The organism is Ruegeria sp. HKCCD3925, from assembly GCF_057221175.1.
Genome location: NZ_JBWVBI010000003.1, coordinates 84,485 through 111,099, shown reverse-complemented (window position 1 = coordinate 111,099; position 26,615 = coordinate 84,485). Strand labels below are relative to the sequence as shown.

At 53.7% G+C, this 26,615-nt stretch carries 30 protein-coding genes and 1 pseudogene; 17 read left to right on the top strand and 14 right to left on the bottom strand.

The annotated features are described in order from the left end of the window. The first annotated feature begins 18 nt into the window (after positions 1 to 18). The 3 genes from AC2TEM_RS07970 (at position 19) to AC2TEM_RS07960 (ending at position 2,496) form a co-directional block, all read left to right on the top strand. Positions 19 to 678 carry an FMN-dependent NADH-azoreductase gene (locus AC2TEM_RS07970; RefSeq protein ID WP_480856089.1) on the top strand — a complete coding sequence of 220 codons (660 nt, stop codon included), beginning with the start codon at positions 19 to 21 and terminating at the stop codon, positions 676 to 678. A gap of 270 nt (positions 679 to 948) precedes the next feature. Continuing rightward, complete coding sequence (locus AC2TEM_RS07965) at positions 949 to 2,295, top strand: dihydrolipoyl dehydrogenase family protein (RefSeq protein ID WP_480856088.1); 1,347 nt, start codon at positions 949 to 951, stop codon at positions 2,293 to 2,295. Positions 2,296 to 2,337: 42 nt separating this feature from the next. Continuing rightward, positions 2,338 to 2,496 carry a hypothetical protein gene (locus AC2TEM_RS07960; protein ID WP_480856086.1) on the top strand — a complete coding sequence of 53 codons (159 nt, stop codon included), beginning with the start codon at positions 2,338 to 2,340 and terminating at the stop codon, positions 2,494 to 2,496. Positions 2,497 to 2,587: 91 nt separating this feature from the next. Here the strand turns inward: AC2TEM_RS07960 and AC2TEM_RS07955 are convergent, their stop codons facing one another. Beyond that, a complete protein-coding gene (locus AC2TEM_RS07955; RefSeq protein WP_480795875.1) occupies positions 2,588 to 3,508 on the bottom strand; it encodes an SMP-30/gluconolactonase/LRE family protein in 921 nt (306 codons plus the stop codon). Positions 3,509 to 3,633: 125 nt separating this feature from the next. On the opposite strand from AC2TEM_RS07955, the gene AC2TEM_RS07950 reads away from it, so the two are divergent. Continuing rightward, on the top strand, positions 3,634 to 3,915 hold the full coding sequence (locus AC2TEM_RS07950; RefSeq protein WP_113788289.1) for a winged helix-turn-helix transcriptional regulator: 282 nt from the start codon (positions 3,634 to 3,636) through the stop codon (positions 3,913 to 3,915). 169 nt (positions 3,916 to 4,084) lie between these two features. Here the strand turns inward: AC2TEM_RS07950 and AC2TEM_RS07945 are convergent, their stop codons facing one another. From AC2TEM_RS07945 to AC2TEM_RS07920, 6 genes are all read right to left on the bottom strand, one after another. Further along, positions 4,085 to 4,987, bottom strand: coding sequence for a sigma-70 family RNA polymerase sigma factor (locus tag AC2TEM_RS07945; protein ID WP_480795874.1), 903 nt, complete (start codon positions 4,985 to 4,987; stop codon positions 4,085 to 4,087). Next, on the bottom strand, positions 4,971 to 5,402 hold the full coding sequence (locus AC2TEM_RS07940) for a carboxymuconolactone decarboxylase family protein (RefSeq protein WP_480856085.1): 432 nt from the start codon (positions 5,400 to 5,402) through the stop codon (positions 4,971 to 4,973). Before AC2TEM_RS07940 ends, AC2TEM_RS07945 begins: the two co-directional genes overlap by 17 nt. 241 nt (positions 5,403 to 5,643) lie before the next feature. Further along, positions 5,644 to 6,132, bottom strand: a complete 489-nt coding sequence (locus AC2TEM_RS07935) for a hypothetical protein (protein ID WP_170728036.1) — start codon at positions 6,130 to 6,132, stop codon at positions 5,644 to 5,646. Positions 6,133 to 6,178: 46 nt separating this feature from the next. Next, complete coding sequence (locus AC2TEM_RS07930) at positions 6,179 to 7,252, bottom strand: DoxX family membrane protein (protein WP_480856084.1); 1,074 nt, start codon at positions 7,250 to 7,252, stop codon at positions 6,179 to 6,181. Positions 7,253 to 7,298: 46 nt separating this feature from the next. After that, entirely contained in the window at positions 7,299 to 8,267 is a 969-nt protein-coding gene (locus AC2TEM_RS07925; protein WP_480856083.1) for a DMT family transporter, read from the bottom strand. A gap of 9 nt (positions 8,268 to 8,276) precedes the next feature. Continuing rightward, complete coding sequence (locus tag AC2TEM_RS07920; protein WP_480856082.1) at positions 8,277 to 8,891, bottom strand: nitroreductase family protein; 615 nt, start codon at positions 8,889 to 8,891, stop codon at positions 8,277 to 8,279. A gap of 157 nt (positions 8,892 to 9,048) precedes the next feature. Here AC2TEM_RS07920 and AC2TEM_RS07915 point away from each other — a divergent pair, with 157 nt between their 5' ends. Then, on the top strand, positions 9,049 to 9,936 hold the full coding sequence (locus AC2TEM_RS07915; protein ID WP_480856081.1) for a LysR family transcriptional regulator: 888 nt from the start codon (positions 9,049 to 9,051) through the stop codon (positions 9,934 to 9,936). 234 nt (positions 9,937 to 10,170) lie between these two features. Here the strand turns inward: AC2TEM_RS07915 and AC2TEM_RS07910 are convergent, their stop codons facing one another. Both AC2TEM_RS07910 and AC2TEM_RS07905 read right to left on the bottom strand, forming a co-directional pair. Continuing rightward, positions 10,171 to 10,668, bottom strand: a complete 498-nt coding sequence (locus AC2TEM_RS07910; protein WP_480856080.1) for a hypothetical protein — start codon at positions 10,666 to 10,668, stop codon at positions 10,171 to 10,173. A 24-nt stretch (positions 10,669 to 10,692) separates the two neighbouring features. Beyond that, entirely contained in the window at positions 10,693 to 10,881 is a 189-nt protein-coding gene (locus tag AC2TEM_RS07905; protein WP_170728030.1) for a hypothetical protein, read from the bottom strand. A gap of 226 nt (positions 10,882 to 11,107) precedes the next feature. On the opposite strand from AC2TEM_RS07905, the gene AC2TEM_RS07900 reads away from it, so the two are divergent. Then, on the top strand, positions 11,108 to 12,775 hold the full coding sequence (locus AC2TEM_RS07900) for a tetratricopeptide repeat protein (RefSeq protein ID WP_480856079.1): 1,668 nt from the start codon (positions 11,108 to 11,110) through the stop codon (positions 12,773 to 12,775). A 696-nt stretch (positions 12,776 to 13,471) separates the two neighbouring features. Here AC2TEM_RS07900 and AC2TEM_RS07895 read toward each other — a convergent pair. The 3 genes from AC2TEM_RS07895 to AC2TEM_RS07885 all read right to left on the bottom strand — a co-directional run bounded on the left by AC2TEM_RS07895 (position 13,472) and on the right by AC2TEM_RS07885 (position 15,479). Beyond that, the gene (locus AC2TEM_RS07895) at positions 13,472 to 13,855 is read right to left on the bottom strand and encodes a hypothetical protein (RefSeq protein ID WP_480856078.1); all 384 of its coding nucleotides are present in this window, start codon (positions 13,853 to 13,855) and stop codon (positions 13,472 to 13,474) included. A gap of 110 nt (positions 13,856 to 13,965) precedes the next feature. After that, positions 13,966 to 15,159, bottom strand: a complete 1,194-nt coding sequence (locus AC2TEM_RS07890; protein ID WP_480856077.1) for an NAD(P)-dependent alcohol dehydrogenase — start codon at positions 15,157 to 15,159, stop codon at positions 13,966 to 13,968. Positions 15,160 to 15,182: 23 nt separating this feature from the next. Next, positions 15,183 to 15,479: a hypothetical protein gene (locus AC2TEM_RS07885; RefSeq protein WP_480856076.1), complete on the bottom strand. Its 297-nt coding sequence runs from the start codon at positions 15,477 to 15,479 to the stop codon at positions 15,183 to 15,185. Positions 15,480 to 15,561: 82 nt separating this feature from the next. On the opposite strand from AC2TEM_RS07885, the gene AC2TEM_RS07880 reads away from it, so the two are divergent. The 4 genes and pseudogenes from AC2TEM_RS07880 to AC2TEM_RS07865 all read left to right on the top strand — a co-directional run bounded on the left by AC2TEM_RS07880 (position 15,562) and on the right by AC2TEM_RS07865 (position 19,924). Further along, entirely contained in the window at positions 15,562 to 16,287 is a 726-nt protein-coding gene (locus tag AC2TEM_RS07880) for a TetR/AcrR family transcriptional regulator (RefSeq protein ID WP_480856075.1), read from the top strand. 35 nt (positions 16,288 to 16,322) lie between these two features. After that, a complete protein-coding gene (locus AC2TEM_RS07875) occupies positions 16,323 to 16,892 on the top strand; it encodes a chloramphenicol phosphotransferase CPT family protein (RefSeq protein WP_480856074.1) in 570 nt (189 codons plus the stop codon). A gap of 647 nt (positions 16,893 to 17,539) precedes the next feature. Continuing rightward, positions 17,540 to 18,898 (top strand): adenylate/guanylate cyclase domain-containing protein, encoded by a 1,359-nt coding sequence (locus AC2TEM_RS07870; protein WP_480856073.1) that lies wholly within the window; start codon positions 17,540 to 17,542, stop codon positions 18,896 to 18,898. Positions 18,899 to 19,216: 318 nt separating this feature from the next. Further along, positions 19,217 to 19,924, top strand: a pseudogene (locus tag AC2TEM_RS07865) (IS6 family transposase). A gap of 136 nt (positions 19,925 to 20,060) precedes the next feature. Here AC2TEM_RS07865 and AC2TEM_RS07860 read toward each other — a convergent pair. Next, positions 20,061 to 20,345, bottom strand: a complete 285-nt coding sequence (locus AC2TEM_RS07860; protein WP_480856072.1) for a winged helix-turn-helix transcriptional regulator — start codon at positions 20,343 to 20,345, stop codon at positions 20,061 to 20,063. A 213-nt stretch (positions 20,346 to 20,558) separates the two neighbouring features. Here AC2TEM_RS07860 and AC2TEM_RS07855 point away from each other — a divergent pair, with 213 nt between their 5' ends. From AC2TEM_RS07855 to AC2TEM_RS07825, 7 genes are all read left to right on the top strand, one after another. Further along, positions 20,559 to 21,167, top strand: a complete 609-nt coding sequence (locus AC2TEM_RS07855) for an NAD(P)H-dependent oxidoreductase (RefSeq protein WP_170510850.1) — start codon at positions 20,559 to 20,561, stop codon at positions 21,165 to 21,167. Beyond that, on the top strand, positions 21,154 to 21,873 hold the full coding sequence (locus tag AC2TEM_RS07850) for a glutathione S-transferase family protein (protein WP_480856070.1): 720 nt from the start codon (positions 21,154 to 21,156) through the stop codon (positions 21,871 to 21,873). Before AC2TEM_RS07855 ends, AC2TEM_RS07850 begins: the two co-directional genes overlap by 14 nt. A gap of 3 nt (positions 21,874 to 21,876) precedes the next feature. Then, complete coding sequence (locus AC2TEM_RS07845; protein ID WP_480856069.1) at positions 21,877 to 22,092, top strand: DsbA family protein; 216 nt, start codon at positions 21,877 to 21,879, stop codon at positions 22,090 to 22,092. Between the two features lie 9 nt (positions 22,093 to 22,101). After that, positions 22,102 to 22,809: an IS6 family transposase gene (locus AC2TEM_RS07840; RefSeq protein WP_480856068.1), complete on the top strand. Its 708-nt coding sequence runs from the start codon at positions 22,102 to 22,104 to the stop codon at positions 22,807 to 22,809. A 61-nt stretch (positions 22,810 to 22,870) separates the two neighbouring features. After that, complete coding sequence (locus tag AC2TEM_RS07835) at positions 22,871 to 23,263, top strand: helix-turn-helix transcriptional regulator (RefSeq protein WP_480856067.1); 393 nt, start codon at positions 22,871 to 22,873, stop codon at positions 23,261 to 23,263. Positions 23,264 to 23,758: 495 nt separating this feature from the next. Further along, on the top strand, positions 23,759 to 24,988 hold the full coding sequence (sstT, locus tag AC2TEM_RS07830) for a serine/threonine transporter SstT (protein ID WP_480790343.1): 1,230 nt from the start codon (positions 23,759 to 23,761) through the stop codon (positions 24,986 to 24,988). A gap of 242 nt (positions 24,989 to 25,230) precedes the next feature. Continuing rightward, on the top strand, positions 25,231 to 25,539 hold the full coding sequence (locus tag AC2TEM_RS07825) for an SH3 domain-containing protein (protein WP_170424051.1): 309 nt from the start codon (positions 25,231 to 25,233) through the stop codon (positions 25,537 to 25,539). Between the two features lie 132 nt (positions 25,540 to 25,671). On the opposite strand, the gene AC2TEM_RS07820 is transcribed toward AC2TEM_RS07825, so the two are convergent. Then, a complete protein-coding gene (locus AC2TEM_RS07820; protein ID WP_170424049.1) occupies positions 25,672 to 26,592 on the bottom strand; it encodes a LysR family transcriptional regulator in 921 nt (306 codons plus the stop codon). Positions 26,593 to 26,615 lie beyond the last annotated feature (23 nt).

Below are 26,615 nucleotides of genomic sequence, written 5' to 3'. Positions count from 1 at the left end.
AACTGACTAGGTGACAAGATGACCACAATCCTGAGAATTGACGCCAGCGTACGCCGCACCGACAACCCCGTTTCGGCTTATAACTCCATTTCCCGCGCTTTGGCGGACAGTTTCGTAGAAGAATGGAAAACGGTTGATCCGGACGTCGAAATTATTCTGCGTGACGTTGGAATGGCACCACCAGATTTCATTTCCAACGATTGGATCGCGTCTGTCTTTACAGCAGAAGAAGAACGCACTCCTGAACAGAGCGCTTTGGTCAGCTTGTCTGACACGCTGATTGACGAACTCGACCGCTCCGACATCCTGCTGATTTCGACGCCCATGTACAACTATGGCATGCCCGCAGCCCTGAAGGCTTGGTTTGATCAGATCATCCGGATCAACAAGACATTTACGTTTGATTTGGCGCGCGGCGACTTCCCTCTGGAACCGATCATGTCCGGAAAAACACTGGTGCTGCTGACATCGGCTGGCGAATTCGGCTTTGAGAACGGTGGGATTCGCAATGACTCGGGTCACCTTTCTGCGCATATCAGCACATTGCGCAAATACCTGGGCGCAGAACGCATGTTCGAAGCTGCGGCCGAGTATCAGGAATTTGCCGATGAGCGTCACAAAGCTTCGGTTGCCTCAGCTCAGGCCCAGGCACGTCATATTGCGCGTGAGCTTGCCTAACCGTTAGCAGACCGGCGACAGGCGGTGTCTATGGCCACTAATACAATTCCCGGGGACGCTTCACCGGAGCGTTGCTTGCTCGACTGATCGAAAAACCTGACGCGCATTACTTTTTGTGCGTACCAGTCAGTTTCATGGGCGACGTGCAGGCTGACCTGGAAAGCCAAGGCGTTCCCGCCGAGCAGATCCACACCGAAAATTTCGGTTCCGCCGTGTGATCTCTATAGACGAAGATCTGCAATCGGAAATTAGAACGAGAGGAGTAACAATATGCGCGAGTCATATGATGTGATCATTATTGGTGGGGGCAATGCAGGGTTCGGTGTTTCCTCCGTGGCACATGAAGCCGGAAAATCCATTGCATTTATCGAAGCGCGCGATTTTGGCGGGACCTGCCCCAATCGCGGCTGCACGCCAAAAAAGGTTCTGGTGGCGGCCGCCCATGCAATGCACCAGATCGAACAAGCCCCCATCCACGGGATCGAAGTCAGCAAGCCAAAGCTTAATTGGACGAAACTGATCGTCCGAGAGAAAGACCTGATTGGTTTCATCCCTGAAGCCATGCAGGGGTTGGCCGAAAAACGTGGTGATGTCTTTCGAGGCATCGCGCGTTTTGTCGGGCGGAACGAGGTTGAGGTCGACGGTCAGGTTATACATGGCAAGGACATCGTGATCGCAACAGGATCGAAGCCAAGGCCTCTGCCTATTCCCGGCACCGAGCACATGATCACGTCCGACGAAGTTCTTTCCGATGCGACATTGCCGAAAGAAGTTGTCTTCATTGGCGGCGGCGTCATTGCCATGGAGTTCAGTCATGTCTACGCGCGAGCCGGAGTGCAGGTGACAATCCTTGAAGCGTTGCCACAGTTGCTGCCACGTATGGACAGTGACGCCGTATCGGCTCTGCAAGCGGAAACCGAACGCCTGGGCGTAGCGGTCAAAACCGGAGTATCGGTGACGGCAATCGAGAAGACTGCCGACGGGTTGCGCGTTGAATTCGAACATGACGGCAGAAACCAAAGTCTTTTAGCCGAGCGGGTCGTCAACGGCGCAGGCCGCGTCGCCAATATCGACGGGCTTAACCTCGATGCCGCCGGTGTCGGGCATGACGGACTTCGCATTCTGATCGACGATACGATGCGGTCCACCTCCAACTCTTCAGTCTGGGTTGCGGGCGATGCTGTCACCAGCTCCGCTCAACTTTCCCCCATCGCAACGTATGAGGGTCAGATTGTCGGCCACAACATCGTGCATGGACCAACTAAAAGGCCGGATTACAGCGTGATCCCCAGCGCCGTCTACACCGTTCCAGCGCTCAGCACCGTGGGCCTGAGTGAAGCCGAAGCGCGGGAAAAAGGTCTCGATGTCTCAGTTACGGTTTCTGATATGTCCGGTTGGTTTTCCACAAAGACCTATGCGGAAACGGCAGCCTGGTCCAAGGTTTTAGTCGACAAGAGTACCGATCAAGTCTTGGGTGCTCATATCCTGGGCCATCACGGTGACGAACTGATTCATCTCTTTGCGATGGCCATGCGTCACGGCATCTCTGCCAGCGATCTCAAGTCCTCGCTATATGCGTTTCCGACTTTCGCTGCGGATATAAAATCCTTGATTTAGAGCAGCTTGATACAAGCGGATCCTTGCCAAAGGAGAGCCGCCATGAACGATAAAGTTTGTCTGATTACAGGTGTCGGTGACGGAACCGGAGCATCGGTTGCCCGCCGGTTTGCACGGGACGGATACCGTATTGCCTTGCTGGCCCAGAACGCAGTTAAGTCGATGTCATCAGCCATGAACGCCCGCGCGTCGATTACCTGAAAGCCGAAGGTATTGGTAACTCTCAATTGTGCGCCTTGGACAAGACGAAATCCGCGGCCCGTTAAGGCCTTCAGCATAGTAGCCTCTGCCATCAGAACAGAAAAGCGCCAGTTGTTGGTAGGAGGACTGCATATACGCTTGTGGAGGCGGTAATGAACAGGCGATTGCGTTTGGGCCCGCCAAAGCAAACATTCGAGACTTCTTCTGGGACGAAAATCTTGCCCAGCAGCGTGCCATCCGGGTGGTAACAATGAACGCCGTCCTTTGCGCTCGTCCAGATACGGCCTTGGGTATCGAGCCGAAATCCGTCAAAGACGCCTTCTTCGCATTTAGCAAAGACATCCCCGCCTGAGAGCTTGCCGTCTGCACTAACGGAGAACGCGCGGATATGATGCTCTCCGCTTGCGTAACGCGTGCCACCACTGTCAGCGATATACAGCGTTTGCTCGTCCAGCGAAAATGCAAGTCCATTCGGACAGGCGAAGTCAGTAGTCACTTGTGTGACATCGCCGGTGGCCGGATCGAGACGATAGACATGCTCCCCGTCAAGCTCTGGGTCTGCCTGAAACCCTTCGTAGTCAGACTCGATTCCGTAGGCTGGGTCACTGAACCAGATCGTGTCATCTGATCGCACCACTACATCGTTGGGGCTGTTGAACCGCTTTCCCTCGAAATGACTGGCCAGAGTCGTAACCGACCCATCATGCTCAATCCGGGTGACACTGCGCGTCCCATGCTCACAAGCCACGATCCGCCCTTGCCGGTCGAGCGTTGAGCCATTCGTGTAGCATCCGAGGCCTGAGCGGATGTCTCCGACTGCTCCGGTCAGTTCGTCCCAGCGGAGCCGTCGATCGTTGGGAATGTCGCTCCAGATCAGGCATCTGAACGTCGGAGAATACACCGGTCCTTCTGTCCATTTGCCGCCTGTCCAGATTTGGTCGATCGGCTCATCCAGTTTGATGCTGCGTTTGAACCGATCATCACGGATTTCGTAGGTGTCTGTCTTGGTCATTGCAATATCGACTTGGGTTGCTACAAATTACATAGCAATATAGGTTGCTACAGAAAGTATAGCAAGTGACTAAGATACCGATACCAGGTCAGCCTGTTCGTGGTTCAAAAAGCGGCGCGCCCATTATGGCTCTGTTCGACCTGCTTGGACGCCACTGGGCTATGGGAGTCCTTTGGACGTTGAGCGAGGCTGGCCCATGCACATTCCGAAAGCTGCAAGAAGAATGCGAAACAATCTCACCTGCGGCACTCAACACCCGACTGAAAGAGCTTCAAGCGGCGGGATTTGTTCATCGCGTTGCTGAAGGATATGCGTCGACTGATCTGGGACAACACCTCTATGATCATCTTTGCCCACTCGGAGACTTCAGTAAGGAATGGGCAAAACACTTACACGCTCAGGAATAGGAGAGCGGACGCTCAGAATCATAGATTGAAGGTTCGGTTTGTCCTGCGATCCAGCTCTCTGTCACCGCTGAGTTCGTGCAGATACAGCGAACAGCTGCTTTGCGGGTTCGACCGCTGCATCCAAGTGGTCTGCCAGATGTCTCCTTCGGGCCATGAGCGGCTGATTGGATTAGTGAACCTGCACCGAATTTAGGTTGTGCAGCTTGTCGGGGTTGCGCACGATCAGAATTTCCTGAACGAACCCAGCCTCGTCAAAGGTTGCAGAGACAGCCGAGCTTGTTTGCCCGTCAACCTTGATCAGAACGCCGCGCGACCCATTCAGATCTGCCCGCGTCCAGCCAAGCTCTGCCCAATAGCGCCGCAATTTGCGAGAGACGAAATCGCAAATCGCATCGCAACCGACAATCGGGTCGCGTATCGCCGCCACTTTGCCACCACCGTCGGTGCTCAACCTTGCATCCTGAGCCAGCATTCGGGCCAAAGGACCGAGCTCGCCGGTCTCCACGGCTGATTGAAACGCCGTCAGGAACTCTTCCTGGCGCGGTTCTGGTGTTGCGTGGCGGGTCTTCGATTTGCTTACACTTGCACGAGCTCGAGACACCAGTTTTCGACTGCCGGGTTCGGATATGTCCAGGGTCTCCGCAATTTCGCCATAAGAGAGATCGAAGATGTCGTGCAGCAGGTAGGCCGCGCGTTCCTTTGGGGTCAGTCGCTCCAGCATCATCATGAACGCCATCGACAGGGATGAGGCCAGCTCAACCCGCGTCTCGGCCTCGGGCGGCACCGCCACCTGAATGGGTTCAGGTAACCAGGCGCCGACATAGTCCATCCGTGCCCGGTCTCCTGTTCGCCGTATATCGAGACAGCGACGTGTACAGGCCGAGATAAGCCAGCCTTGGGTGTTCTCGATTTCCGATCGATCGGTGCTGGCCCATTTCAGGAATGTGTCCTGTACCGCATCTTCTGCGTCGCTGAACGAGCCTAAAATGCGATAAGCCAGACCATTGAGGCGGGGTCTGAGATCCTCAAAAAAGAGGACCTCAGCCTGTGCAAGCTCAGTGTTTGGAGACATTGATCCGGTTCCAGAGATTGATCATGCTTATCTCAGCCGTGAGAAGTCCGATCTCAGCATCCGAGAAGTGCTTTCGCAGTTTCGCGCGAATGGGTCCAAAGTCCAGCTTCGGGTCAAGGATTGTCAGAGCTTCGGTCCATTCCAGTGCCGCTTGTTCCGCCTCAGAGAAGTCCCGGACATGGTCCCAGACAATAACCCGGTCAAGCCGATCGCTGGTTTCTCCATCTTGCCGCGCCTCAGTCGTGTGCATCTTCACGCAGAACCCACAGCGATTGATCTGCGAGGCCCGCAGCCGAAGAAGATGGCGCAGCTTTGGATCAAGTCCCTTGCCATCGAGAACGTCATGAACGGCCGCGAGTGTTTGTAGGACATCCGGGATTGCGGTTTCATACTTGATTGCGTTTGAACTCGTCATTGTCTCATTCCTATCGTTGATGTTCTACTTTGATGACGATTCACGGCCACCTATTGTGACGCGTTGGCGCGTATTTTTGCCATGCATCTGAAATGAAAGACATTATTCTTTCGTCACTAACAGTTTCAGGTTTATGTGGCGGCACCCAAAAGGCCGCGCTGAGGTTGTTGTGGTGTCAATGTCGCTTGGGCGTGAAGAAAGTGCCGAAGCCGCTGGAAAAACCCCGTTGCGACAGAACCTTTCATCCATCACCCACAACGACCAACGCCGCAGCCTCAATTGGTTCACCCCCCAACACCAGATCAGAGTGGTCGTTCGCGTTTAGACTGACCGAGACGACGTTTTCCCCTAGTTGCAATCCCGTCATGTGAAACGCGGTTCCGTAGAGCCGCGTGACCTTGTTGCCGTTTAGGTAGAGATGGGCATGGCCTTCGTTTGGTGTGTTGGCTTGGTTGACCCGTTCAGGTGCAAACCGAAAGTTCTCGACAGCCACGTAGACATTCCAACCGGCGAGCGCATCTTTCACAACTTCGATCGACACTTTCGGTGCGTTGTCTGGATCAACCTCGACTTGGCTGTGAAGTTGGGCATGGCCATGCTCGCCGTCGACAGATGGATCAGCGTCAAAGGTTCTAACCGCGGGTGCGAAGAGTATGCCGAGAAACAGGCAACCGAGGGTCCAATAGAGGACGTACATCAGCGGGATTTCAAGTTTTCTGGGGAGTTTCATCGTAGCCTCCGAAACAGACGTGCGGCTGACGGATCCGACCCGTAGATCAGGCCGTTGCGACCTTGGCAGATCTTCGCGCCGTGATCTTCAGCCGTTGCCCGTATCCCAACAGCAGCAGGATCAGTGCGGTGGCAATGATGGGCAGGTGGCCAATCAGTTCCTTCAGCGCTTCGTCCTGCTCGTTTTGCAAGATGAACACAGCGTTAGAGATCAGCATCAGACCGGCAACAACGAGGATGTTCAATCGGGTGACAACGCCCAGAACCAAGATGATCCCGAATACGACTTCCATGAATCCTGCAGAAAGAACGAAGAGCTTGTCGCTGAACCAGTCGAAGCCAAGCAGTTGCATGAAGTTCCACTGATATTCAGAGAGGTATGCCTGGCCGAGCGCGGCACCGTGCAGCTTTTCAGAAATACCGAGCATGATCAGTGAAAGTCCGGTGAATATCCGCAGCATGTCTACGGAATATGGCTTCAGTTTTGCGCGCAATTCATCCGTCGGGAAATAATTGAAGAGCAGGAAGAGCGCGATACCTACGACGTTGATGTATTCGAACGACCGAACGACGCCGAACTGGATCATCACACCCATGAACAGGATCAGCATCAGGATCGCGGCATGGTGCAGGAAGTGGTTACTGAGCAAGAGAATCCCGATCCCGGCCTGCAGAAACACCAGAAACAGCCCAAACCCGCCCTGGGCCTGCAGGTGAGGAGCGACCAGCGCGCCGTCATACGCGGTCAACAGAAAGGATACACCGGTGAGAATTCGCATCAGTTCCATCACGTCATGGCGAAACTTGGTGTTAGCGACTGGAACCGACGGCAACCGAGAGTCGAGGAAGATTGCAGTTCCAATCAAGACAGATGCGATCGCGATCCAGATCAATACAGCGGGGTCGAATAGAGAATAAGGCTCGAATGTTGCAACCTCGGGGCTGTTGGGATCGACAAACCAACGGACATGCGCTTGCGCAACATTCGGAACAATCAGCAGGCCCACCAATCCAACGAGGCCAAATGCTGGTGGTCTTGGTTTCTTCCGGTCAGGACTGGTCAGACACTGGCGGGCGGGCCGCTGGATCGTGGCAAAAAGACGATGTTGAACACTTGGCATGTTGCGATCCTTTCGTTTCCCAGGAAAGCAGTTGATTTCGATTGGCTTAACTCGGCGCGGCAGGCCGAATGCCCCGTCTCATATACCTGAACCATCGGGTGAAGTCGGATTGGAGAATGACTGTAGCTGCGATCGCCATCAGTATGCCAGGCCAGGTTTCGAGGGGTGGAAGGGTGTCTCCTGCCATCAAACCGATCATAAGCACCAGGGTTGGGTTGAGGAAGGTGTAGGACATCACACGGGTCGGACCGATGTGGGTTGTGCTCCACTGAAACAGGAAAAAGGTGACGATGGTGGTGAAGACCGACAAATAGGTGATGCCTGCCAACGTGCGGATCGGGATTTCGGCCCAGGAAACACTGCCAAGACGGGGCAGCGACACTAACAAAAGCCAGATCGATCCGGTGGCCAATATCCAGAAGGTCATACGGGCCATAGGCTCGCCCCTGTGCAGGACCTTGACCAGCGTGCTGTATCCGGCTAGCGCCATGGTGCCTGCAAGAAACAGGAGATCCCCCGCGCCGATCTGAAGCGCCATCAAGGCCGTGACATCACCGCGAAATATCACCCAGATCGCACCAGCTGCCCCGACGGGCAGTGCGACACGCGCGGGCAGGGTCACCCGTTCTCTCAACAGAATCGCCGCGAATCCCGCGGTAATGACGGGGCTCAGGGAAAAGATGGCTGCGGTGTTCAGGGGTGTTGTCATCCGCAATGATGCAAACATGCACCAGAAAAACGTGACCAGCAGAAGGCTGAGCAAACTGTAGCGCGACATGTCGCGCAGGCTGGGACGGACGATGCGGAAGCGCCACGCCACCAGCGGAGCGAATAGCAATGTCGCAAGAGCGAACCGCACAAAAGTCAGCACAACACTATCCAGACTGTCCGTGATGGCGGCAACAACCGGAAAGGACGTTGCGACCAGGAATGTCGCAACCAGCATCAGGCCGTGAACATGCAGATCGGCTCTGACTAGCGCTGGTTTGACGGATGCGTTTGGGTCGAAGGACATGGCAACCTCCTATTCTGCTGCGAATGCGGTAAAGCTGGCGGGGTAGGGACCGGGGTAGGAGATCTGCTCAAGCGGATACCGGTTGCTCGGCACCTCGCGCACACGCAGATCGTGTGGAAGGCGATGGGCCTCGGCGGCGCGACCGATGGTGATCCCCACCTCCAGTCGAAACCGGTCTGGCAAACCCAGAACTGTGGTCGCGTGTTCGAATTTGAGGCCCGCCATGGCATGGGCGGCGTAGCCAAGCGCGGTTGCTTGAAGCGCGATTTGCATCCAGGCGGACCCAGCATCGAAGCTGTGGTATTTCGAGATCATCTCGGGCCGATTTTCTTCGGCGGGCATCACCTTGTCCGAGATCAGAAAGATCAGGGCCGAGGCCGATCCGGCCCATTGCCGATTTTCTGCGTCAAGCACCGACAATAAATCCGCCCAATGGGCGTCGGTGCGATGGGCATACAGAAATCGCCAGGGCTGGACATTGAATGCCGAGGGTGCCCAACGGCCTGCTTCAAGGATGGTCAGAAGATCGGCATTGGGCATGGGTTTTGCGTCATATGCGCGTGGGGACCAGCGATCAAGAAAGAGTGGTTCAATGGGGTGGTCAGCGGTTCTGGCGGTCTGCATAGCGGGGCTCCTCTACATTTGCGCCGACGTTCCGTCCGACTGTGGTTTCGTGGATGACGTCAGCTGCGCAAACTTACTGCCTCAGGAGATACATCGGCATAACTTGGTGGAGAATATACCCATTGATGAATACATAATTCATCGTTAGTGAATAATCATGGATCGAATGACCGCCCTCACCGTGTTTCGAACCGTGGTCGAACTCGGCAGTTTCGCCGCAGCGGCGCGCAAGCTGAACCTGTCTCCTGCTGCCATCAGTAAGAATGTCAGCGAGTTGGAGGGGCATCTTTCGGCGCGTCTGATCAATCGCACGACCCGGCGCATGAGTCTCACCGAGGCCGGAACGCTTTACTTCGAGCGAGTCGTTCAAGTCTTGGATGATTTGAAAGAAGCCGACGCAACACTTCAGGCCATTCAGGATACTCCTTCGGGCGTGTTGCGCGTCAGCGCTCCGGTTACGGTAACGCTGATCGGCCTGTCGGAAAAAATCCCTAAGTTTCTCAACCGTTATCCCGATTTGACGCTTGATCTGAGGTTGAATGACCGGCGAGTCAATCTGGTGGAAGAAGGGTTTGATGTCGCTCTGCGCGGGAGCGACAATCTTGAAGATTCGGGACTGATTGCGCGAAAGCTGATGATCATGGATCACGTCGTCTGCGCGGCACCATCTTACTTCGAACAGAACGGTCGTCCAACCCGACCCGAGGACCTGGCGTTGCACAATTGCGTCCAGTTCACCTTGTCGGACCATGCCGTTCAATGGACTTTCATACAGGGCAGGCGAACTGTCAAAGTCCCCGTCCGAGGCCGCTACAAAGTTTCGTCCAGCCTTGCAGTCCGGGATGCTCTCCGCGCCGGGTTCGGTCTGAGCCTTGTCCCTCGTATGTATGTCGAGGAAGATCTGGCTGCAGGACGGCTGAGTACGGCTCTGGAAGACTGGGCGCCGAACGAGACGGGCCTTTACGCTGTCTACCCGTCCCGACGCTACATGATGTCGAAAGTTCGGGTGTTTCTCGATTTTCTTGTTGAGGAGCTTCAGGGATAGACGGGCCCGCACCTGGCGCGCGAGTGCGCCGACCCACTGCGACGTTAGTAGTAGACCGCACTGCGTTGACGGAAAGAACTGTTCAGTAGGCATTATTGCGTCCTCACCATTGGAGCTAAATAGGGTGCAGCCCGTCGGGTATGTTCCAGCAATCGCGGAAGGTAGGCCCTGGCAGGGGCGCGCATCCTGGCGGATGCACGTCCTTTTCCGGTTTCACCGATGCAGCAGGTGTCCTTACTGCGGCTGGTCAGCGGTTAATCGAGACCCTGTCGCGTGACGGATCAGCCGAATAACCATCATCGCATGTGTAACCAGAAGTACCGGGACCACAAAGGTCGGGATGTACCAGGCCGCGTTGAAATGCGGAACGGCCTCAAGCTGCCTCAGTGCGTTCATAAGGTCAAAGACGCCTACAATGTTCAACGCCCACAACAATGGTACAGCGACAATCCAACCTCGCCATAGAGCGATCAGAGTCAATATGCCGGCAACGGCCGAACTCAGATCTCCGTAGCCTGCCTCCGCTGCGAACCCACCGGGCATCGATTCCGCGACCACACCGGGAACAAGGAAAACCAGCCCTAGATGCCGGAGCGCATGAGGAACTGTCAGCCAGAACATGGCATCCGACCACTCTAGTTTGTTCAATGCCGGAGAAATTCGGATCGCGACAAGGGTACAGACCACTATGCTAAGAGCGAACTGCAACAGGAAAATCTGGTCAACGGACATTTTTTGGTTCCTTTCTGGCTTGGCTCACCTGACGTTGATTGGTTCAGCGTGAGCGGTTTCGGATGCTTCCAATTTGTCGAGACGCCCTTCTATTTGCTGAATGCGAAACAGCAATTGATCTGTAGGATCTGCGTGGATGGTTTCGTCCCAATCGGAAAGAAAGGTTCCGACCTGCTTCACAAACTTGCGTGTGCGAGTAAACGCTTCAGTCATTTGGTCACCCTTTCCTTTGCATTGACTGGATTGGGTTTAAGGTGCGGACGAAATCCGAAACCCGGAAGTACGTAACAGTTATCGTGGGGTTACCAGTCGATGTAACGCTCACAATAAGTGTTCAAAAATAATGCCTTACAGGCGCCGATAGTGGTATCGACTACCTGTCGAAACGACGAGGGGCGTCGTTAGACACATGTCAACTGGAGGGGTATAGTTTGTCTGAGTGGAAAGTCAGGGGGCTCGGATCGCGAATTCTGACATCATCGACATCAACGAAGTTCGGGAGCAGCTGGAGCGCATTCTCGACTTCAAGGCATTCGCACAGGCCGACCGGCAAAGTAGATTCCTGCGATACATTGTCGAACAGTCACTGGAAGGCAGGGATGCAGACCTGAACCAATTCTCCATCGGCATAGATGTCTTTGATCGAGGACAGGATTTTGACCCGGCCACGGATGCAATCGTCCGAGTTGAAGCCGGGCGATTGCGATCCAGGATTGCCGACTATTATGCAACGAAAGGCAAGAACGACCCGATCTTCATAGATCTACCAAAGGGTGGATACGTGCCGGTCATCACTATGCGCATATCTGAGTGTTCGGACCAGAATGAGCGTTCCGATCAAACGGGTACCGCGCTAATTTCGCGCCGTCTTGTATACCCGGCACTGGTGGCCGTTTTTGCCAGCTTGTCTTTTCTCCTTTGGTCAGCGTTCAGCCAGGACGGTGGAGAAATGCCTTCACCACTTCCATCGACCGATCATTCGGTTGCGGTTCTTCCGTTTGACAACATGAGCGCAGACCCGGAGCAGGAGTATTTCAGCGACGGCATCACCGAGGATATTATTACGGATTTGTCAGTGATATCCGGGCTTCGCGTCATCGCTCGACATTCTACTTTTGTTTATAAGGGCAAGCAGGTGACCATCAGAGAGATCGGAGACGAACTAAACGTCCGTTACGTTCTGGAGGGCAGCGTGCGCAGGCAAGGCGACAAGTTGAGAATTACGGCCCAGCTGATTGATGTCGCCTCCGAGGGCCACATCTGGGCCGCGCGATTTGATCGGGGCGTTTCGGACGTATTCGATGTTCAGGACGAGGTGACCGCTCAGATCGTAGGTGCCTTGGAGGTCGTTCTGACCGATGCCGAAGAAGAACGTTTGGGCCACAGAAATACGGCCAGCGTCGAGGCTCATGATCTATACCTGCGCGGGCAGGAGCGATTTTGGCATCTTGATGCAGCAGGCGTTACCGAAGCCATCGCGTTGTTTCAGGCTGCCATTGATACAGACCCGGATTACGCAGAGGCGTATGCCTGGAAGGCCCGCGCGCTGACATTTGCGTTTCTAAGTGGCATTAATTCCTCCGAAGGCGAGACAATTGACCGCGCCGTCGAACTAGCGAACAAGGCAATCAGGATTGATGTACGTTTGCCGATGGCCTACGCCAACCTTGCCTGGGCTCTGAGATGGCACAGGGAACTTTCCGAGGCACAAAAGTCAGTAGAAACTGCGATCACCCTGGATCCGAATTTTGCCGATGCGCTGTTGTGGAAATCGATGATCCATTCCGCGGCATCAGACGGAGAAGGGGCGCTGAACGCAATCAACCGGGCGATTGAACTAAATCCAAATTATAGCGTGACGTACACTCTGGCGCTCGGGCGGGCTTACTTTGCGCTTGGCGACTACGAGACAGCCCTGTCTAATTTTCGGCGAACGGTAGCGAGAAATCCCCAATTTCTTCCGGGGCGCATTCATGAAGCTCTTGCGCTGGAGCGTCTAGGAGACATTGAGGCGTCGAATTCAGCTTTTTCGAGTATCGAAGACGCGTTCCCAGACTACCGAAACAGCCCCAGCTACAAGATCATTCTGCTGGAATGGCCGGAATAATAGGGTTCCAAATTTTCGCGTGCTAAGCATTTGGCAACAACGGGCTGACGCAACCTGTCTGCCGAATGAAAATCACCCTCGATGACGGGCTATGACTGAAGGCCGGATTGTCATTCATGGATTTTCGTTTCCCTTTCAACGACCCGACAACTTACGAATATATCAGCAGAACCAGGACCTTAGAATCGGACAGGCACATTGTTGATCCCATCCTCCAGGTGCCAGGGCTGCACACTGAAACCCTTTGCCCCATGCCCACGTATTGGGGAAAAAAGGCGTCTTCCGATCACTGGGTAGTCCGCTTATCTGATTGAACTCAATCGGCCTGCGAGTGACCAGCTGAAGACTCACCATTTTTCCCCGAAGGGCCGCAGTTCTACGTCAAACGACCAGGTAGATCTGTCTTGATGGGCTATGTGGAACACCTCTTCAGCGATGGCGTTGGGCTTGCTGAAAAACTCTTCGGGCATATCGGCGCTAGGTCCAGCTTTCGTCTGCCAAACACAGTGAGGGAGCCATAGCCGCCAGTGTGATCAATGTAATAGTCTTCATTTTTAGTCCGTTCTCTTGTTTGTGTGGACAGAGGTATCTGCTCGCTGGACCTGCACTATGGTCCAACGGGGATGGCTTGTTATTCGTCGAAGTGTTGGATGTAACGCCGGCCTGTTGCGGGTCGGCAGAGATCCGGTCCTAAGATTAAAGGATGGGTTTGGGCTTGCTGGTCAATTGCAGCAGTTTTCCCGCGTTGTCATATCGTGCAGTGACGAGAACCCGTCGCGCATGGGCCACTTCCAAAGGCCCACCAACAACCTCCCAGAGCCCGAAGGTAAAGAGGTCCAGCGTTCCGTGGCCTGCCGCCCGAGCGAGGTTCGGTTTCGTTCTGGGTTCGACGTCATAGACGGCCACCCAATCACCATTGGCTTGTTGCTGTAGCTGCTCGGGCGAGCCCAACTGCCGTTCGACATCCATCCGGGTGGCCTCCTGGCTGACGACGCTCAGGTCTGGACCATCACTGCCTTTTGCGGCCATGTTTGCGGCACACCCGCTCAGCACGACGCCAAGGGTAAGCGCGACCAACATTGACCGCACGGGCCGAACGCAGTTCGCAGTGCATTGAGCCGGAGTGCTTTGGTTGCGAGGGGATTCCGAAGAATTAGGATTTCCCCATCCCGGTGACTTCCAGAGGTTTTTCATAGTATTACCGTATCTTGATTGGGTTGTGGGTTTTGCCAGAACAATGGCCGATTGAGTTGAACTTCAGGTCTAAAACCGATTGCAGCTTGGCCTGGTTGTTTGTCAGCTTCGAAGTTGATGACGATCCGACCTCTTGTCCGATGGGACGTCAGAGTTCTGATTGCGGCCTTGATTTGCGGCAAATCGAATGGGATCTCCGTTTCAATGGGAGAGCGTATGTTGTGTTTGGTCATGCTCAACATTGCTGCGTAGGCACTGCTCTGCGGCAGCGAGGCGCTAAAGTGATACCGAGGACCGCGAAGCATTGTCGCGACACTGCGACAAACAATGTGCCCGATGCTCGAAAGAAGCTTGGTTCTGGACAGCTTGCGTTCACCAATGTGTCGAACAGGGCCAACGATAGTGATGAACCGACCTTTGCGTTTCAAAACGCGGTACGCTGCGGTCTCGATGTCCCGACCGCCTACCATATCAAAGACCCTGTCGTAGGTGTTTTTGCCCTGAGACCCAAAATCGGCGACTGTGTAGTCGATTGTGTGATCTGCTCCCAGCGTGCGTACCAGATCGGCATTCGCGCCGCTGCAAACCCCGGTCACAATTGCACCCTTTGATTTGAGGTACTGGACCATCATGGATCCGACAGCGCCCGATGCCCCAACAACGAGGCAATGGTCACCTTTTTCGACGCGTGCGGAGTTGATCGCGCCCCATGCAACGCAACCAGATAGCATTGCAGCTGCTGTCTCGACATGTGACAGGGACCGGGGTTTGAGCATCACATAGTCCTGTGACACGCATCGGTAAGTTGCCCATGAACCAGACTCACCAAGCGCATTGGGGATCACGACAACTTCGTCTCCAACATTGAACCGGGTCGCGTCCTGACCAGTTGCAACAATGTACCCGGAAACTGAGGTCCCCATGATGTAGGGGGAATTTGTAGAAACGCGTTTAGGCCCGAAGAAACGACCAAGAGCGGTGCCCTGAGCCGCATAAATCTCATCGACATGCATTGAGGAAGCGACCAGTTGAATTGCGACTTGGTGGCGAGAAGGTCTTGGCACGGTCACGGTCACCATTTGCAATGCTTCGGCGACATTCCCGGGCTCAGGCAAATCTGTCAAAGCGATTGCCGTCATGTTTTCGGCAGCGCAATATATCGTGGAAAGCGCTCTTACATTTTCCAACATGTTTCTCTCCTGAGAGTTTTGGATCACTTGAGAAAGAAGGGATTTTTGAACCAAACATCCGGACGTGTTCGCGGCAAAGACTGTCGGGTTACGTCCCTGCTCAGAGAAAGCCTGACCAGAAGTTCAAGCAAATCCCTGATACCAGCCAGCCGAGATGTTTGGCGTAGCTCGGATATTGAAATATCCCCGCAGACAAGAGCATTCATGGCATTCGATCCTGTGTAGTGGACACAACTCAACTGAGCGCGCGAAGTATTGTAGCTTGCGGTCTTGGGCTGCATCAGCACATCATTTAATTCGGGGCGGCAGATGAATTTCATTGTCCTGCCAGATGAGTCGGGATATAAACCGACCGTTGGTCTGTAAATACAGACTGTCGGTCGGTTTGCAAGAGGAAAATGTATGAAACCTACGAAGCGGAAGAATATGCAGCCAGAGGCGCGACGTGCTCAGCTACTGGGTTGTGCGCAAATGTTGTTCTTTTCGAAAGGTTTCGAAGATACGACCATTCAGGACGTGCTTGATTTGGCCGGTGTTTCCAAAGGTGGTTTCTATCACCACTTCAAGTCCAAGGATGAGCTTTTGTTCGGGGTATTGGATGGGATGGCAGAAGGCGTATTCGCGCAAATGTCTGTTGTTGCCTCCGACGAAAAATCTTCGGCACTCGATCTGTTGCATAACTTCACGCATCTACGAGCAAACTACCTGCGTGAGCATGACTACCCAGGCCAGGTTGAGATGTTCAAGATCATGAACCAGGACAAAAACCTGTTCCTGCTCGAGCAATTCAAGCGCAGGGTCAGAACCGGCGCCATGCCGGTCCTGACCAAAATCATCCAGAAGGGCTGTGACGAAGGAACGTTCACCGTCGCCGATGTCGATACGGCGGCAGAGCTCATTCTCTTCCTTATGAACTTCTTCGATTTTGCATTGCTGCGTGCCATCGATGCCCGGGGGACTGACATCGCAGATCAGGCAGCAACCAAATTGCAGGCTGCAATCGATATGCAATATCTGACGCTCGACCGTATTCTGGGCCTGCCAGATGGAACAACAAATTTCGGTTGGCCCGAAGCGGTAAATGTTACGATGGCAACCGTGCCTCCAACCCCAGCCGCGGCCAAATAACGGACCTTGGCAGCGATCATTCAGTCACGAGACCAATGGCGACAGTAATTCTCTTAAACGGAGTTGGGAGCGTTGGTAAAAGTTCTATCGCAAAAGCGCTTCAGAACATTACCACGCTACCGTTCCTTCATATCGAAATGGATGCCTTTCTGGCAATGTTGCCAGACCGGCTTGCTGGTGAACCAGATGGATTGAGTTTTGAAAAGCGTGTGGTGGACGGGAATGCAGTAACCTTCGCGTGTGTCGGACCGGTGGCAAGTCGTGCACTCTCCGGAATGCGTCGTTCAGTTGCTGCAATGGCGAGCGCCGGGAACAATTTGATTGTTGACGAGGTGTTGTTTGGAAACACGGAAGCAGGATCTGCGCGCGCAGTGGAGGAATACCAGATCTTACTGGAGCCGTATGATTTTTACATGGTTGGTGTGTTTGCCTCGCTGGACGTGCTGGAGGAACGGGAACGAAAAAGAGGCGACCGGACGCTCGGGCTTTCCAGATGGCAATACGAGCGTGTTCATGATGGGATGGCATATGACTTTTCGGTCGACACCGAAGTTGCCTCACCGCTTGCATGCGCAAAGTTGATAAAGGCGAATCTGCACCTGTAGGTTGCGAAGATAAACAATCCCATCGCTGAGCACGTCAATATGACCACCAATGCGAACGATCATCGGGTCCACGCTCGACCAATCCAATGTCTCGGCGCATGTGGTCGGACAATGGCGTTGTAGTGTTGGGATTTCCTACGGAGAGATTTCTTTTTCGAACATCTCCTGAATGTTGCCAAATTCGGTGCAACTGACGGGCGCAGAACTCCAAAATACTGCGTGGAGCACGGACTGTATCATAATGCATGTTTCAAGCTTTCGATTTCAGGCACAGCTAATGCTCCCACGAAACGGGTGTCGTGGAGCGGCCAGCGGATTTGGTTTGAGTACTCACGAGGTGAGAGGGCGGTCAGGCGTTAGTGGTTTTCCGATTCCACCAAAACAGACTTCTGGTCTGTATATGTAGACCGGCAGTCGGTTTGTAAAGAGAATTCTGCACTCAACATTTGGACTTTTTGAGCACACGCATCGTTTCGCTGCCAACAGTCGAATTAGAAATGAGAGCCTGATCTGCAAAAATTCCTAAAATGTGTAGTGCTGATAGGGAGACCAACTCCTTCCAGAATTTGCTGAGACCTTTATGGTGTTCGCTATTGGAGGGAATTGGAGTGACAAGGTCGCCGAAGCCGGCCGCAAGGTGGCAATTAATGGAAGAAGGCGCGCAACACAGGCTTAGTCAACGCAACCTCGCCACCTTCGTCGAGGCTGAACGGCAAGGTTTGATGCTGGCTGCCAAGGTTCGAACACTTTCTCTTTGTGTCGTCCTGATCTGGGTTGCGCTCGACACGCAAAGTCGCGGTCTGAGTTTTCTCTACGACATATCGCAAGTTGCGATATTCGCGGTTCTTGGCCTTTTCCAGTTCCACTGCGCCAGGAGCGGTTTGCTGGGCCGAACCGCGAAATATGTCTTTGTGGCCGTCGACTGCGCACTGCTAGCGCTGGTTACCAGCAGCCAAGGCCCGTTCTCTGAGACTGTTCTTCCGCCAGCAGTTCTCATGAACGGGAGCCAATTCTCATATTTCTACCTGTTTCTGATGCAAGCCGCTTTTAGCTTACGTCCGAGTCTCGTCCTATGGTGCGGTTTCTGTATTGTTGTCGCGCGCACCGGAATGCTCCTTTGGTTTTTGTACCTCCCAGGTACATTTACAAACCTCGACCTTGCCGAACAATCTGTTGAGAGTTTTTTGCGGGCGCGAGCGGATCCAAACTTTGTCTACTTGGGTTTCTGGGCGCAGGAAATTATCGTTTGTCTTCTAGTGACCGTCGGCTTGGCGGCAGTCGTGCGCCGATCTCGTCGACTCGTAGAAAGTCGAATTACGACAGAAAGGGCGCGTGCAAGCCTCGCGCGTTACTTTTCTCCCAACGTTGTGGATCGGTTAAGCGCATCAGACCGGGAGCTGGAAACGGCTCGTGAGCAGGACGTAGCCGTCATGTTTGTCGACGTCATGGGCTTCACTTCGATGTGTGAAAACGAGACACCGAAGGGAGTTATCGCCTTTCTTCGAGAGTATCATGACCGGCTTGGCAAAGCTGTCTTTGAAAATGGCGGAACGTTGGACAAGTACATTGGTGACGGACTAATGGCGACATTTGGCACGCCGGAGCCTGGATCGGATGATGCTCAAAATGCTCTTAACTGTGCCTTCGAAATGCTAACCTCGCTCGAGAATTGGAACGTGGCTAGAGTGGCAAATGGGCAGACTCCGGTCCACATTGGAATAGGAGTTCACTACGGCCCCGTCATAGCTGGTGACATCGGCAATCAGCGGCGACTGGAGTACAGTGTTATTGGGGATACGGTGAATGTTGCAAGCAGACTAGAAACTCTTACCAGAAGATTGAAGACATCTTTGGCGGTCAGCGATGAACTGGTCCGATCTATCGTGAAAACTGGCGAGGTCGCTCAAGCGTGTGTTTCTAAACTTAAGTTTGTCGGAATGATGGACATAAGGGGGAAAAAAGAACAGATAGGAGTGTGGATCTTGGTGGCAGGTAACTCCAGGTAAAGCTCGCGCAAATTGGACGCAACAGACCCGTTGAAAAACAGATTGTTGTTGTTTGAACCAAAAGCTGGGAGTCGGTTCCGAGCTTAATGCCGAGAGCACGTTAGCGCGGTAATCGGACCCTAGCTTGATCCAACGCAAGGCCTTCGAGCCGGCGGCGCGATAGACTCACCGTCGAACCCAACAGTATCGCGTGAAATCATGAAGAAGTACTCACTCGTTTATCTGGCACTGGCGGCACTCGTGATCGCAGGTACGCTACTGGGTCTTGTCAGAAGAACTTGGGTTGAGGCGGGCAGGGCGGTTGCGTAGCTTTTTCCCATGACCAGACCTGTCTCATTCAAATACTTCAAAACCAGTCCTGAGATTATCCGCCTTGCTGTTATGCTGTACATCCGTTTTCCGCTCTCGCTTCGGAATGTCGAAGATCTGCTGCACGAACGCGGGATCGACGTGAGCCACGAAACGGTCCGCTACTGGTAGAACAGGTTCGGTCCGGTTTTTGCTGCTGAAATCCGAAGAAAGCGGGTTCAGCGACTCCGAGCCTTTTCAAAATGGAAATGGCACGTCGACGAGGTCGTTGTGAAGGTGAATGGCAAGCGACACTATCTGTGGCGGGCTGTTGATCACGAGGGTGAGGTGCTGGAAGCCGTTGTCACCAAACGCCGAAACAAAGCTGCAGCACTGAAATTCCTTAAGAAACTGATGAAACGGCACGGTTGCGCCGAAGAGGTCGTGACCGACCGTTTTGCATCCTACAAAGCAGCGCTCAGAGATTTGGGTGCTCTCGAAAAACAACAGACGGGCAGGTGGCTCAACAACCGCGTTGAGAATTCGCACCTGCCTTTCCGACGAAGAGAGCGCGCGATGCAGCGTTTCAGGCGCATGCGAAGTCTACAGAAATTCGCCTCCGTCCATTCCTCTGTCTACAACCACTTCAACCAAGAAAGATCGCTAGCCAGTCGAGACACCTTCAAACTGACCCGCGCCGCCGCTCTTAGCGAGTGGCGTCAACTTTGTTCAGGATAAGTTCACGGTTTCCGCGGCAAACTGAGACTGGTTCGAATTCGTCTGACAGCACTTCTGAAGGGAACTGTACACATCAAAATCGAGTCGTTGCATTTTGACAAACGGCGATCAGAAGAAACAATAACACACACCGATGCTATCGATTCAAACCGTTGGGTAACTGCTCACTCCACTTTCGCAGTTCATCGAGAAATCCAAGCGCCGTTCTGCCAAACTTGGTAATGGAATATTGAACGGAAATAGGGGCAGTATCCATTACTTGCCTCGCAACCAAGCCCTGCTCCTCAAGTTGACGCAATCGCTCGGTGATCATCTTCTTGCTTGCCCCGCCGATCATGCGCGACAGATCGTTGAAACGCACAGGACCATCTTTGAGGTGCCATAAGATAGACCCGGTCCATTTTCCGCCAATGATCCGCATACCTCGTTCTATTGCACATGGCTCCACACAGGCCTCCGAGACCAGTCGGCGCCCTTTGGCATCTTCGTCAATCCGCGCTCGCATCGTCATCCTTTAGCTTAGGCAACTAGGTTACCAAAAGTATACTAGTTGATTTCCAACACCTGTACCATCAAATGCTCTCTGAGCCCGAAGAAAGTCAAGGGTTCAAGATTACATAAATAGGATATGGACATGAGAAAAATCCTGATCGTGAACGGTACTCAGCCCTACGAATTCGCCCCCGGGCAGTTGAACGCCAGCCTAACGGAGCGCGCGCGCGACATGCTTACCGCAATGGGTCACGAGGTACGCGTGGCAACTGTCGCCGACGGCTATGACGCGAATGCTGAGGTTGAGGCGCACATGTGGGCCGATACGGTCATCATGCAGTTTCCGGTGAATTGGATGGGCGTTCCGTGGGTTTTCAAGAAGTACATGGATGAAGTTTACACCGCTGGAATGGATGGGCGGCTAAGTACCGGTGACGGTCGGACGGCAGAAGCACCGAAGGCCAATTATGGGATGGGAGGCGCGCTGAGCGATAAGACTTACATGCTTTCAGTGACGTTCAACGCCCCGAAAGAAGCGTTTAACAATGAGGCCGAACCGTTCTTTGCCGGTGGTAGCGTCGATGATTTGCTGCGCCCGATGCACCTGAACGCAAAGTTCTTTGCGATGCAGCCGCTTCCGACCTTTGCGGCATTTGATGTAATGAAGAACCCAGAAATCGACACCGATTTCGCTCGATTTGACGCGCATCTGAAAACCACGTTTGCCGAGGTTGAACATGTCCCAGCCTGATATCCATCTCTATACCGCCGGTACGATGAACGGTTACAAGCCGGTCATCTTTTTGGAAGAGGCAGGTGTCCCTTACGACCTGACTCACATCAACTTTTCCAAACAGGAACAAAAAGCGCCGGATTATCTGGCGCTGAACCCGAACGGAAAGATCCCGACCATCGAAGACCGTTCGGAAGGGCACGCGATTTTCGAATCCGGCGCGATCCTGTGGTATCTGGCCGAGAAATACGGAAAATTTCTGCCATCGGACCCGGTCAAACGGTCCGAGGTCATGCAATGGATGCTGTTTCAGGTTGGGCACGTAGGACCGATGATGGGACAGGCGATGTATTTCCAGCACATCGCTGCGCCTAATGGCCATGAAGAGCCCTTTTCAATCCGTCGCTACGTGGACGAAAGCCGCCGCTTGATGGAGGTGATGAACTCTCGTCTGGACGGGCGCGAATGGATTGCTGCAGACGAATACACCATAGCTGACATGATGCTGTTCCCATGGGCGCGTGCATATGTCTGGGCAAGGGTAGATGTGTCGGACCTGTCGCATCTGAACGCCTGGTTCGACCGTATTGACGCCCGGCCGGCCGTGCAACGGGCGTTGACCATCCCAAAGGCCAACCCCCAATTCTGGGATGCCAACGCAGATGCCAGCGCCTTTGCTAAGGAAAACGCGTCGCGCTTTTCCAGCGATGTTAAAGGAACCTGAACCGTGCAAGCTGCTCTGCCCATTCGCGTCGATATCGTGTCAGACGTTGTTTGCCCTTGGTGTGTGATCGGCTACCACCAACTTGCCAAAGCTGCGCGCGACACCCAGACCGAACTAGATATCCATTGGCATCCATTCGAGCTGAACCCGCAGATGGCCGAGGGTGGCGAGGGTCTTGTCAGATTAACATTGCTTGAGCGGGGCAGGGCGGTTGCGTAGCTTTTGTCCATGACCAAGCCTGCCTCTTTCAAGTACTTCAAAACCAGTCCCGAGGTCATCCGCCTTGCGGTGATGCTGTACATCCGTTTCCCGCTCTCGCTTCGAAATGTCGAAGATCTGTTGCACGAGCGAGGCATCGACGTGAGCCACGAAACCGTCCGATATTGGTGGAACAGGTTTGGTCCAATGTTTGCAGCTGAGATCCGACGGAAGCGTGTGCAGCAGCTGCGCGCGTTCTCGAAATGGAAGTGGCACGTGGACGAGGTTTTCGTAAAGGTGAATGGCAAGCGACATTATCTGTGGCGTGCAGTAGATCACGAAGGTGAAGTGCTGGAAGCCGTTGTCACCAAGCGCCGAAACAAGGCTGCAGCACTGAAATTCCTCAGGAAATTGATGAAACGGCACGGTTGCGCCAAGGAGGTCGTCACAGATCGCTTCGCTTCCTACAAGGCTGCGCTCAGAGAAATAGGCGCGTTCGAAAAACAACAGACGGGCAGGTGGCTCAACAACCGCGCCGAGAATTCACACCTGCCGTTTCGACGACGCGAACGCGCGATGCAGCGTTTCAGGCGCATGCGAAGTCTACAGAAATTCGCCTCCGTTCATTCCTCCGTCTACAATCACTTCAATCAGGAACGATCGCTCACCAGCCGAGACACCTTCAAGTTGACACGCAGCGCCGCTCTTGCCGAGTGGCGTCAACTTTGTTCCGGATAGGTTCACGGTTCCCGCGGCAAACTGAGACTGGTTCGAATTCGTCTGACAGCACCTACGTGAGGTGCTCTATGCGATCCTGAAGGGAGAAGCTGGCACCTTCGCACGGCAAGCATTTGGTGCTGGCAACGCCATTGCACGTTCAATTGCGCATGTGTCGTCACATCTGGATGCGCCGATCTCGATAGAGGATATGGCAAGCCGAGCGGGCATGAGCCGGGCGGTTTTTCATCGCAAATTCAAGCAGGTCACGACGATGACTCCAATCCAGTTCGTCAAGACGATGCGCCTCAACAACGCCGCCATGAAGATCGCGGGCGGGATGCCTGTGAACGAAGCCGCAATGGACGTTGGTTACGTCAGCCCGTCCCAGTTCAGTCGCGAGTTCAGGCGCATGTATGGGCAATCGCCGAGGCAATGGGGTGAGGCACAGACACTACTGGTTGAAGTTGCTTGAGGCAGACTTGCGTCCGCGTTGCAGGCATTCATTGAATCCTGCCGTTCGTCTGCTTCAAGCCCAAAGCGGACGTTTTCGGCACGCTTGCTTTGCTATGGCTTTTGGCATTCAACGAAGGGTTGTCGCGGTTCTAAAAGAGACTTCAGTACACCATCATTGCCAATCCAGTTACAGGCTCACCATTTGACCGTCAGGGCAAGTTAGAAGCCGATTTGGAGTACAAGCAATTTGGGAAATTCATTAATAAACATTTATATTTAGGTGAATTGTGCGACCAACTTGACGCAGGGTAAGTCTTTGTAATGCATCAGCAAATCATTCACTTTTGATCGCAAAAACAACTACTTTAGAAATACGCAGCAAAGACCAAAGCCATCTAGAGGCGTTTAATTCTGCGCTAAGACCTCCAAATAGCCACCAGCCTACAAGCTTCAACCGTGCCTGCGCGGGCGTGCGCTTCGCCCGTTTGGCCCCTACTCAAACAGGATGGTCCCCATGAATTTTATTCTGCGTGGTAGCCTGGTTACCCAAATCACCATCGGCCTGGTCGCCGGTGTTCTGCTATCCATCGCTTGGCCCGCTGCCGGATCAGCCGTCGGCCTGCTTGGCGACTTCTTCATCGACGCATTGAAAGCCGTTGCACCCGTTCTGGTGCTGATTCTGGTTTGCGCCGCGATCACCAACCACAAAAAGGGCAGCGAGGCGCGTATGGGCCCCGTGGTGCGTTTGTATATAATCGGAACCTTCGCTGCTGCACTGGTTGCGGTTGCAGCGAGCTACATGTTTCCGGTAACTTTGCATCTGACCGGCACACCCGAGCTTTTGGATGCACCCGACGGTCTTGCCGAGGTCGTCAAGAATATCTTGCTGAAAATCGTGGATAATCCAGTGAATGCTCTGGCAACGGCCAACTACATCGGCATTCTAGCTTGGGCCATAGGTCTGGGACTTGTTTTTAGTCACGCAAGTGACTCAACCAAGACCCTGATGTCGGATCTGGACGGCGCGATTACCAAGATCGTTGCAGCAATTATCCGGGTGGCACCAATTGGCATCTTCGGTATCGTGGCTTCGACGATTGCTGAGACCGGCTTTGAAACACTTGCAAGCTATGGCCAACTTCTGGTGTTGCTGCTTGGCTGCATGATTTTCATGGCGCTGGTTGTGAACCCACTGATCGTATTCCTGCGCATCCGCAAAAACCCATATCCGCTGGTTTTCACATGCCTTAAAGAGTCGGGTATTACTGCTTTCTTCATGCGCAGTTCGGCGGCCAATATTCCTGTAAACATGGAACTTTGCCGACGTATGGATTTGGATGAAGAGACTTACTCGGTCACGATTCCAATCGGTGCTACGATCAACATGGCCGGCGCAGCGATAACCATCACTGTCATGACGCTGGCAACCGTCCATACAATGGGTATACAGGTTGATTTCGTCTCGGCAGTGTTCCTGAGCATCATCGCCTCGATTGCTGCAACTGGGGCTTCGGGCGTAGCAGGAGGATCACTGTTGCTGATCCCAATGGCCGCCAGCTTGTTTGGCATCGACAATGCAACGGCCATGCAAGTGGTGAGCATCGGCTTCATTATCGGCGTGTTGCAAGACTCTGCGGAGACCGGTTTGAACTCATCGACCGATGTTCTGTTCACCGCGGCGGGATCTTATAAACAAGGAGATCCATACGCACGAAAGTCGGCCGCGGCACAGCTTACCGCTTAGTCACTGCGTACAAGTCTTCAACCGCCGGCTCTGGTCGGCGGTTGAACAACAAATTGATCTACATGACAGACATCCGGTTCAAATCACTGATCGATCACTTCGGGGCCAAACCTTAATTTCGGCCTATTTTTGAATCCTATGTTCAATGGTCGGTTTAAACGTACGCATACTTTGATCAGGGAGTTACGCTTGATGATCAGAGTCGTTAAGATTGCAGTTGAGGAAACAGGCAGGTTAACGTTATGCGCAGCGCTATCATCTTATACTTATTGGCATTTTCCCTAGGCGCTATTGTCGCGGCTCAATCCGCAACGGCAGCTTCTCTCGGGCAATACGAGGTTTTTGGTGTTGAAGACGGAGACATGCTGAAATTGCGTGCAGGACCGGGAATAGGGTTCAACGTGATCGTGGGCCTTCCAAATGGAACCGCTTTGCGAGTTCATAGTTGCGAACAGACCGGCGGCACCCGTTGGTGCCGCGTGTCCCTGCAACGAGCGCGTGGCCTAAAGGGATTTGTCTCTTGGGCATATTTGCGAAAACTATCGTTTTAGCTTTGTGGGGTGTCACCTTAGATAACTAGGTATTGTCAGAAGAACCAAAATTGAGTTGTTTAGGATGTTTTCCTAACTTCGGCCAATATTGCACGACCAGCAGCGACTAAACCGAATTGCAGCGAATGTCTTCTATTGAGGCAGTGCCGTTCCGGCGACCCAGAACTCGCTCCGCCTTGATTGGACGCACTCAGCCAAGAAATCCACGAATAGTCTGACCCGGGCCGTGTTTTTCAAGTCGCGGTGTAGCAGTAACCAGATGCTTCTGTAGGGCATGGGTTTCTGAAACGGAGCTCTGATCAGGTTCGGGTGCCGGTCTCCCAGATTGCACGCAAGGTAAGCCATGCCAAGCCCGGACGCGGCCAGCGTGATCAGTGGGACAAGTTCAGATACACGGTGTTTAAGCGTGGCTTTGGGGTAGTAGCTGTTCTTAACCCAGTTCGCTGTGGTCACCTCTTCTGGCTCATGCCAACCAATTAGGTGCAGCCCTTCGCCACCGTTATCAGTGACCCGCTCAGCATAGTCTCGTGTGCAATAGGCAGCCTGCGACATCTGCACGAGCTTCCGGCCCACGACATCGTCCGTCACCTCACTTGCTACTCGGAACGACACGTCCGCTTCCCGTCGTGTCAAATCACGAATGTCATTTGTGAAATTCATGTTCAGGATGATGTCTGGGTAGAAATCGGCGAAGGTGGCAAAATCTTCCATCAACGATGTCATCGCCAGACCATGGGGCAGTGTGATGTAGACCGTGCCCGAAGGTTGAGCATCGCGACCGACAATCATTCGAGACGCAGTTGTCATTTCCGCCTCAACACGTTCGGCATGAGGCATAAGGTCTTCCCCAAGCTGGGTCAGCGCCAAGCCTTGCTTCGAGCGAACAAAGAGGCGGCTTCCGACGCGTTCCTCCATGACCGATAGCCTCCGGGTCAGGGTCGTATGGTTGACCTGAATGCTATCGGCACCGCCCCGCAATGTCCCAGTTCGTGCAACAGCAAGAAAATACTTCAGGTCATCCCAGTTGAGAGAGTGGCTTTCCTTGATCGACATGCATCTTGTGTTTCATTTTTGAA

Excerpts from the sequence above, each read along its gene's own strand:
- AC2TEM_RS07885 (WP_480856076.1), bottom strand. The coding sequence starts at position 15,479 with ATGAAATTCATCTGCCGCCCCGAATTAAATGATGTGCTGATGCAGCCC.
- AC2TEM_RS07855 (WP_170510850.1), top strand. The coding sequence starts at position 20,559 with ATGAGAAAAATCCTGATCGTGAACGGTACTCAGCCCTACGAATTCGCC.
- AC2TEM_RS07950 (WP_113788289.1), top strand. The coding sequence starts at position 3,634 with ATGGCTCTGTTCGACCTGCTTGGACGCCACTGGGCTATGGGAGTCCTT.
- AC2TEM_RS07970 (WP_480856089.1), top strand. The coding sequence starts at position 19 with ATGACCACAATCCTGAGAATTGACGCCAGCGTACGCCGCACCGACAAC.
- sstT (WP_480790343.1), top strand. The coding sequence starts at position 23,759 with ATGAATTTTATTCTGCGTGGTAGCCTGGTTACCCAAATCACCATCGGC.
- AC2TEM_RS07890 (WP_480856077.1), bottom strand. The coding sequence starts at position 15,159 with ATGTTGGAAAATGTAAGAGCGCTTTCCACGATATATTGCGCTGCCGAA.
- AC2TEM_RS07930 (WP_480856084.1), bottom strand. The coding sequence starts at position 7,252 with ATGCCAAGTGTTCAACATCGTCTTTTTGCCACGATCCAGCGGCCCGCC.
- AC2TEM_RS07850 (WP_480856070.1), top strand. The coding sequence starts at position 21,154 with ATGTCCCAGCCTGATATCCATCTCTATACCGCCGGTACGATGAACGGT.
- AC2TEM_RS07820 (WP_170424049.1), bottom strand. The coding sequence starts at position 26,592 with ATGTCGATCAAGGAAAGCCACTCTCTCAACTGGGATGACCTGAAGTAT.
- AC2TEM_RS07935 (WP_170728036.1), bottom strand. The coding sequence starts at position 6,132 with ATGAAACTCCCCAGAAAACTTGAAATCCCGCTGATGTACGTCCTCTAT.
- AC2TEM_RS07965 (WP_480856088.1), top strand. The coding sequence starts at position 949 with ATGCGCGAGTCATATGATGTGATCATTATTGGTGGGGGCAATGCAGGG.
- AC2TEM_RS07825 (WP_170424051.1), top strand. The coding sequence starts at position 25,231 with ATGCGCAGCGCTATCATCTTATACTTATTGGCATTTTCCCTAGGCGCT.
- AC2TEM_RS07860 (WP_480856072.1), bottom strand. The coding sequence starts at position 20,345 with ATGCGGATCATTGGCGGAAAATGGACCGGGTCTATCTTATGGCACCTC.
- AC2TEM_RS07945 (WP_480795874.1), bottom strand. The coding sequence starts at position 4,987 with ATGTCTCCAAACACTGAGCTTGCACAGGCTGAGGTCCTCTTTTTTGAG.
- AC2TEM_RS07940 (WP_480856085.1), bottom strand. The coding sequence starts at position 5,402 with ATGACGAGTTCAAACGCAATCAAGTATGAAACCGCAATCCCGGATGTC.
- AC2TEM_RS07960 (WP_480856086.1), top strand. The coding sequence starts at position 2,338 with ATGAACGATAAAGTTTGTCTGATTACAGGTGTCGGTGACGGAACCGGA.
- AC2TEM_RS07910 (WP_480856080.1), bottom strand. The coding sequence starts at position 10,668 with ATGTCCGTTGACCAGATTTTCCTGTTGCAGTTCGCTCTTAGCATAGTG.
- AC2TEM_RS07880 (WP_480856075.1), top strand. The coding sequence starts at position 15,562 with ATGAAACCTACGAAGCGGAAGAATATGCAGCCAGAGGCGCGACGTGCT.
- AC2TEM_RS07875 (WP_480856074.1), top strand. The coding sequence starts at position 16,323 with ATGGCGACAGTAATTCTCTTAAACGGAGTTGGGAGCGTTGGTAAAAGT.
- AC2TEM_RS07895 (WP_480856078.1), bottom strand. The coding sequence starts at position 13,855 with ATGTTGGTCGCGCTTACCCTTGGCGTCGTGCTGAGCGGGTGTGCCGCA.
- AC2TEM_RS07870 (WP_480856073.1), top strand. The coding sequence starts at position 17,540 with ATGGAAGAAGGCGCGCAACACAGGCTTAGTCAACGCAACCTCGCCACC.
- AC2TEM_RS07840 (WP_480856068.1), top strand. The coding sequence starts at position 22,102 with ATGACCAAGCCTGCCTCTTTCAAGTACTTCAAAACCAGTCCCGAGGTC.
- AC2TEM_RS07955 (WP_480795875.1), bottom strand. The coding sequence starts at position 3,508 with ATGACCAAGACAGACACCTACGAAATCCGTGATGATCGGTTCAAACGC.
- AC2TEM_RS07915 (WP_480856081.1), top strand. The coding sequence starts at position 9,049 with ATGGATCGAATGACCGCCCTCACCGTGTTTCGAACCGTGGTCGAACTC.
- AC2TEM_RS07920 (WP_480856082.1), bottom strand. The coding sequence starts at position 8,891 with ATGCAGACCGCCAGAACCGCTGACCACCCCATTGAACCACTCTTTCTT.
- AC2TEM_RS07925 (WP_480856083.1), bottom strand. The coding sequence starts at position 8,267 with ATGTCCTTCGACCCAAACGCATCCGTCAAACCAGCGCTAGTCAGAGCC.
- AC2TEM_RS07905 (WP_170728030.1), bottom strand. The coding sequence starts at position 10,881 with ATGACTGAAGCGTTTACTCGCACACGCAAGTTTGTGAAGCAGGTCGGA.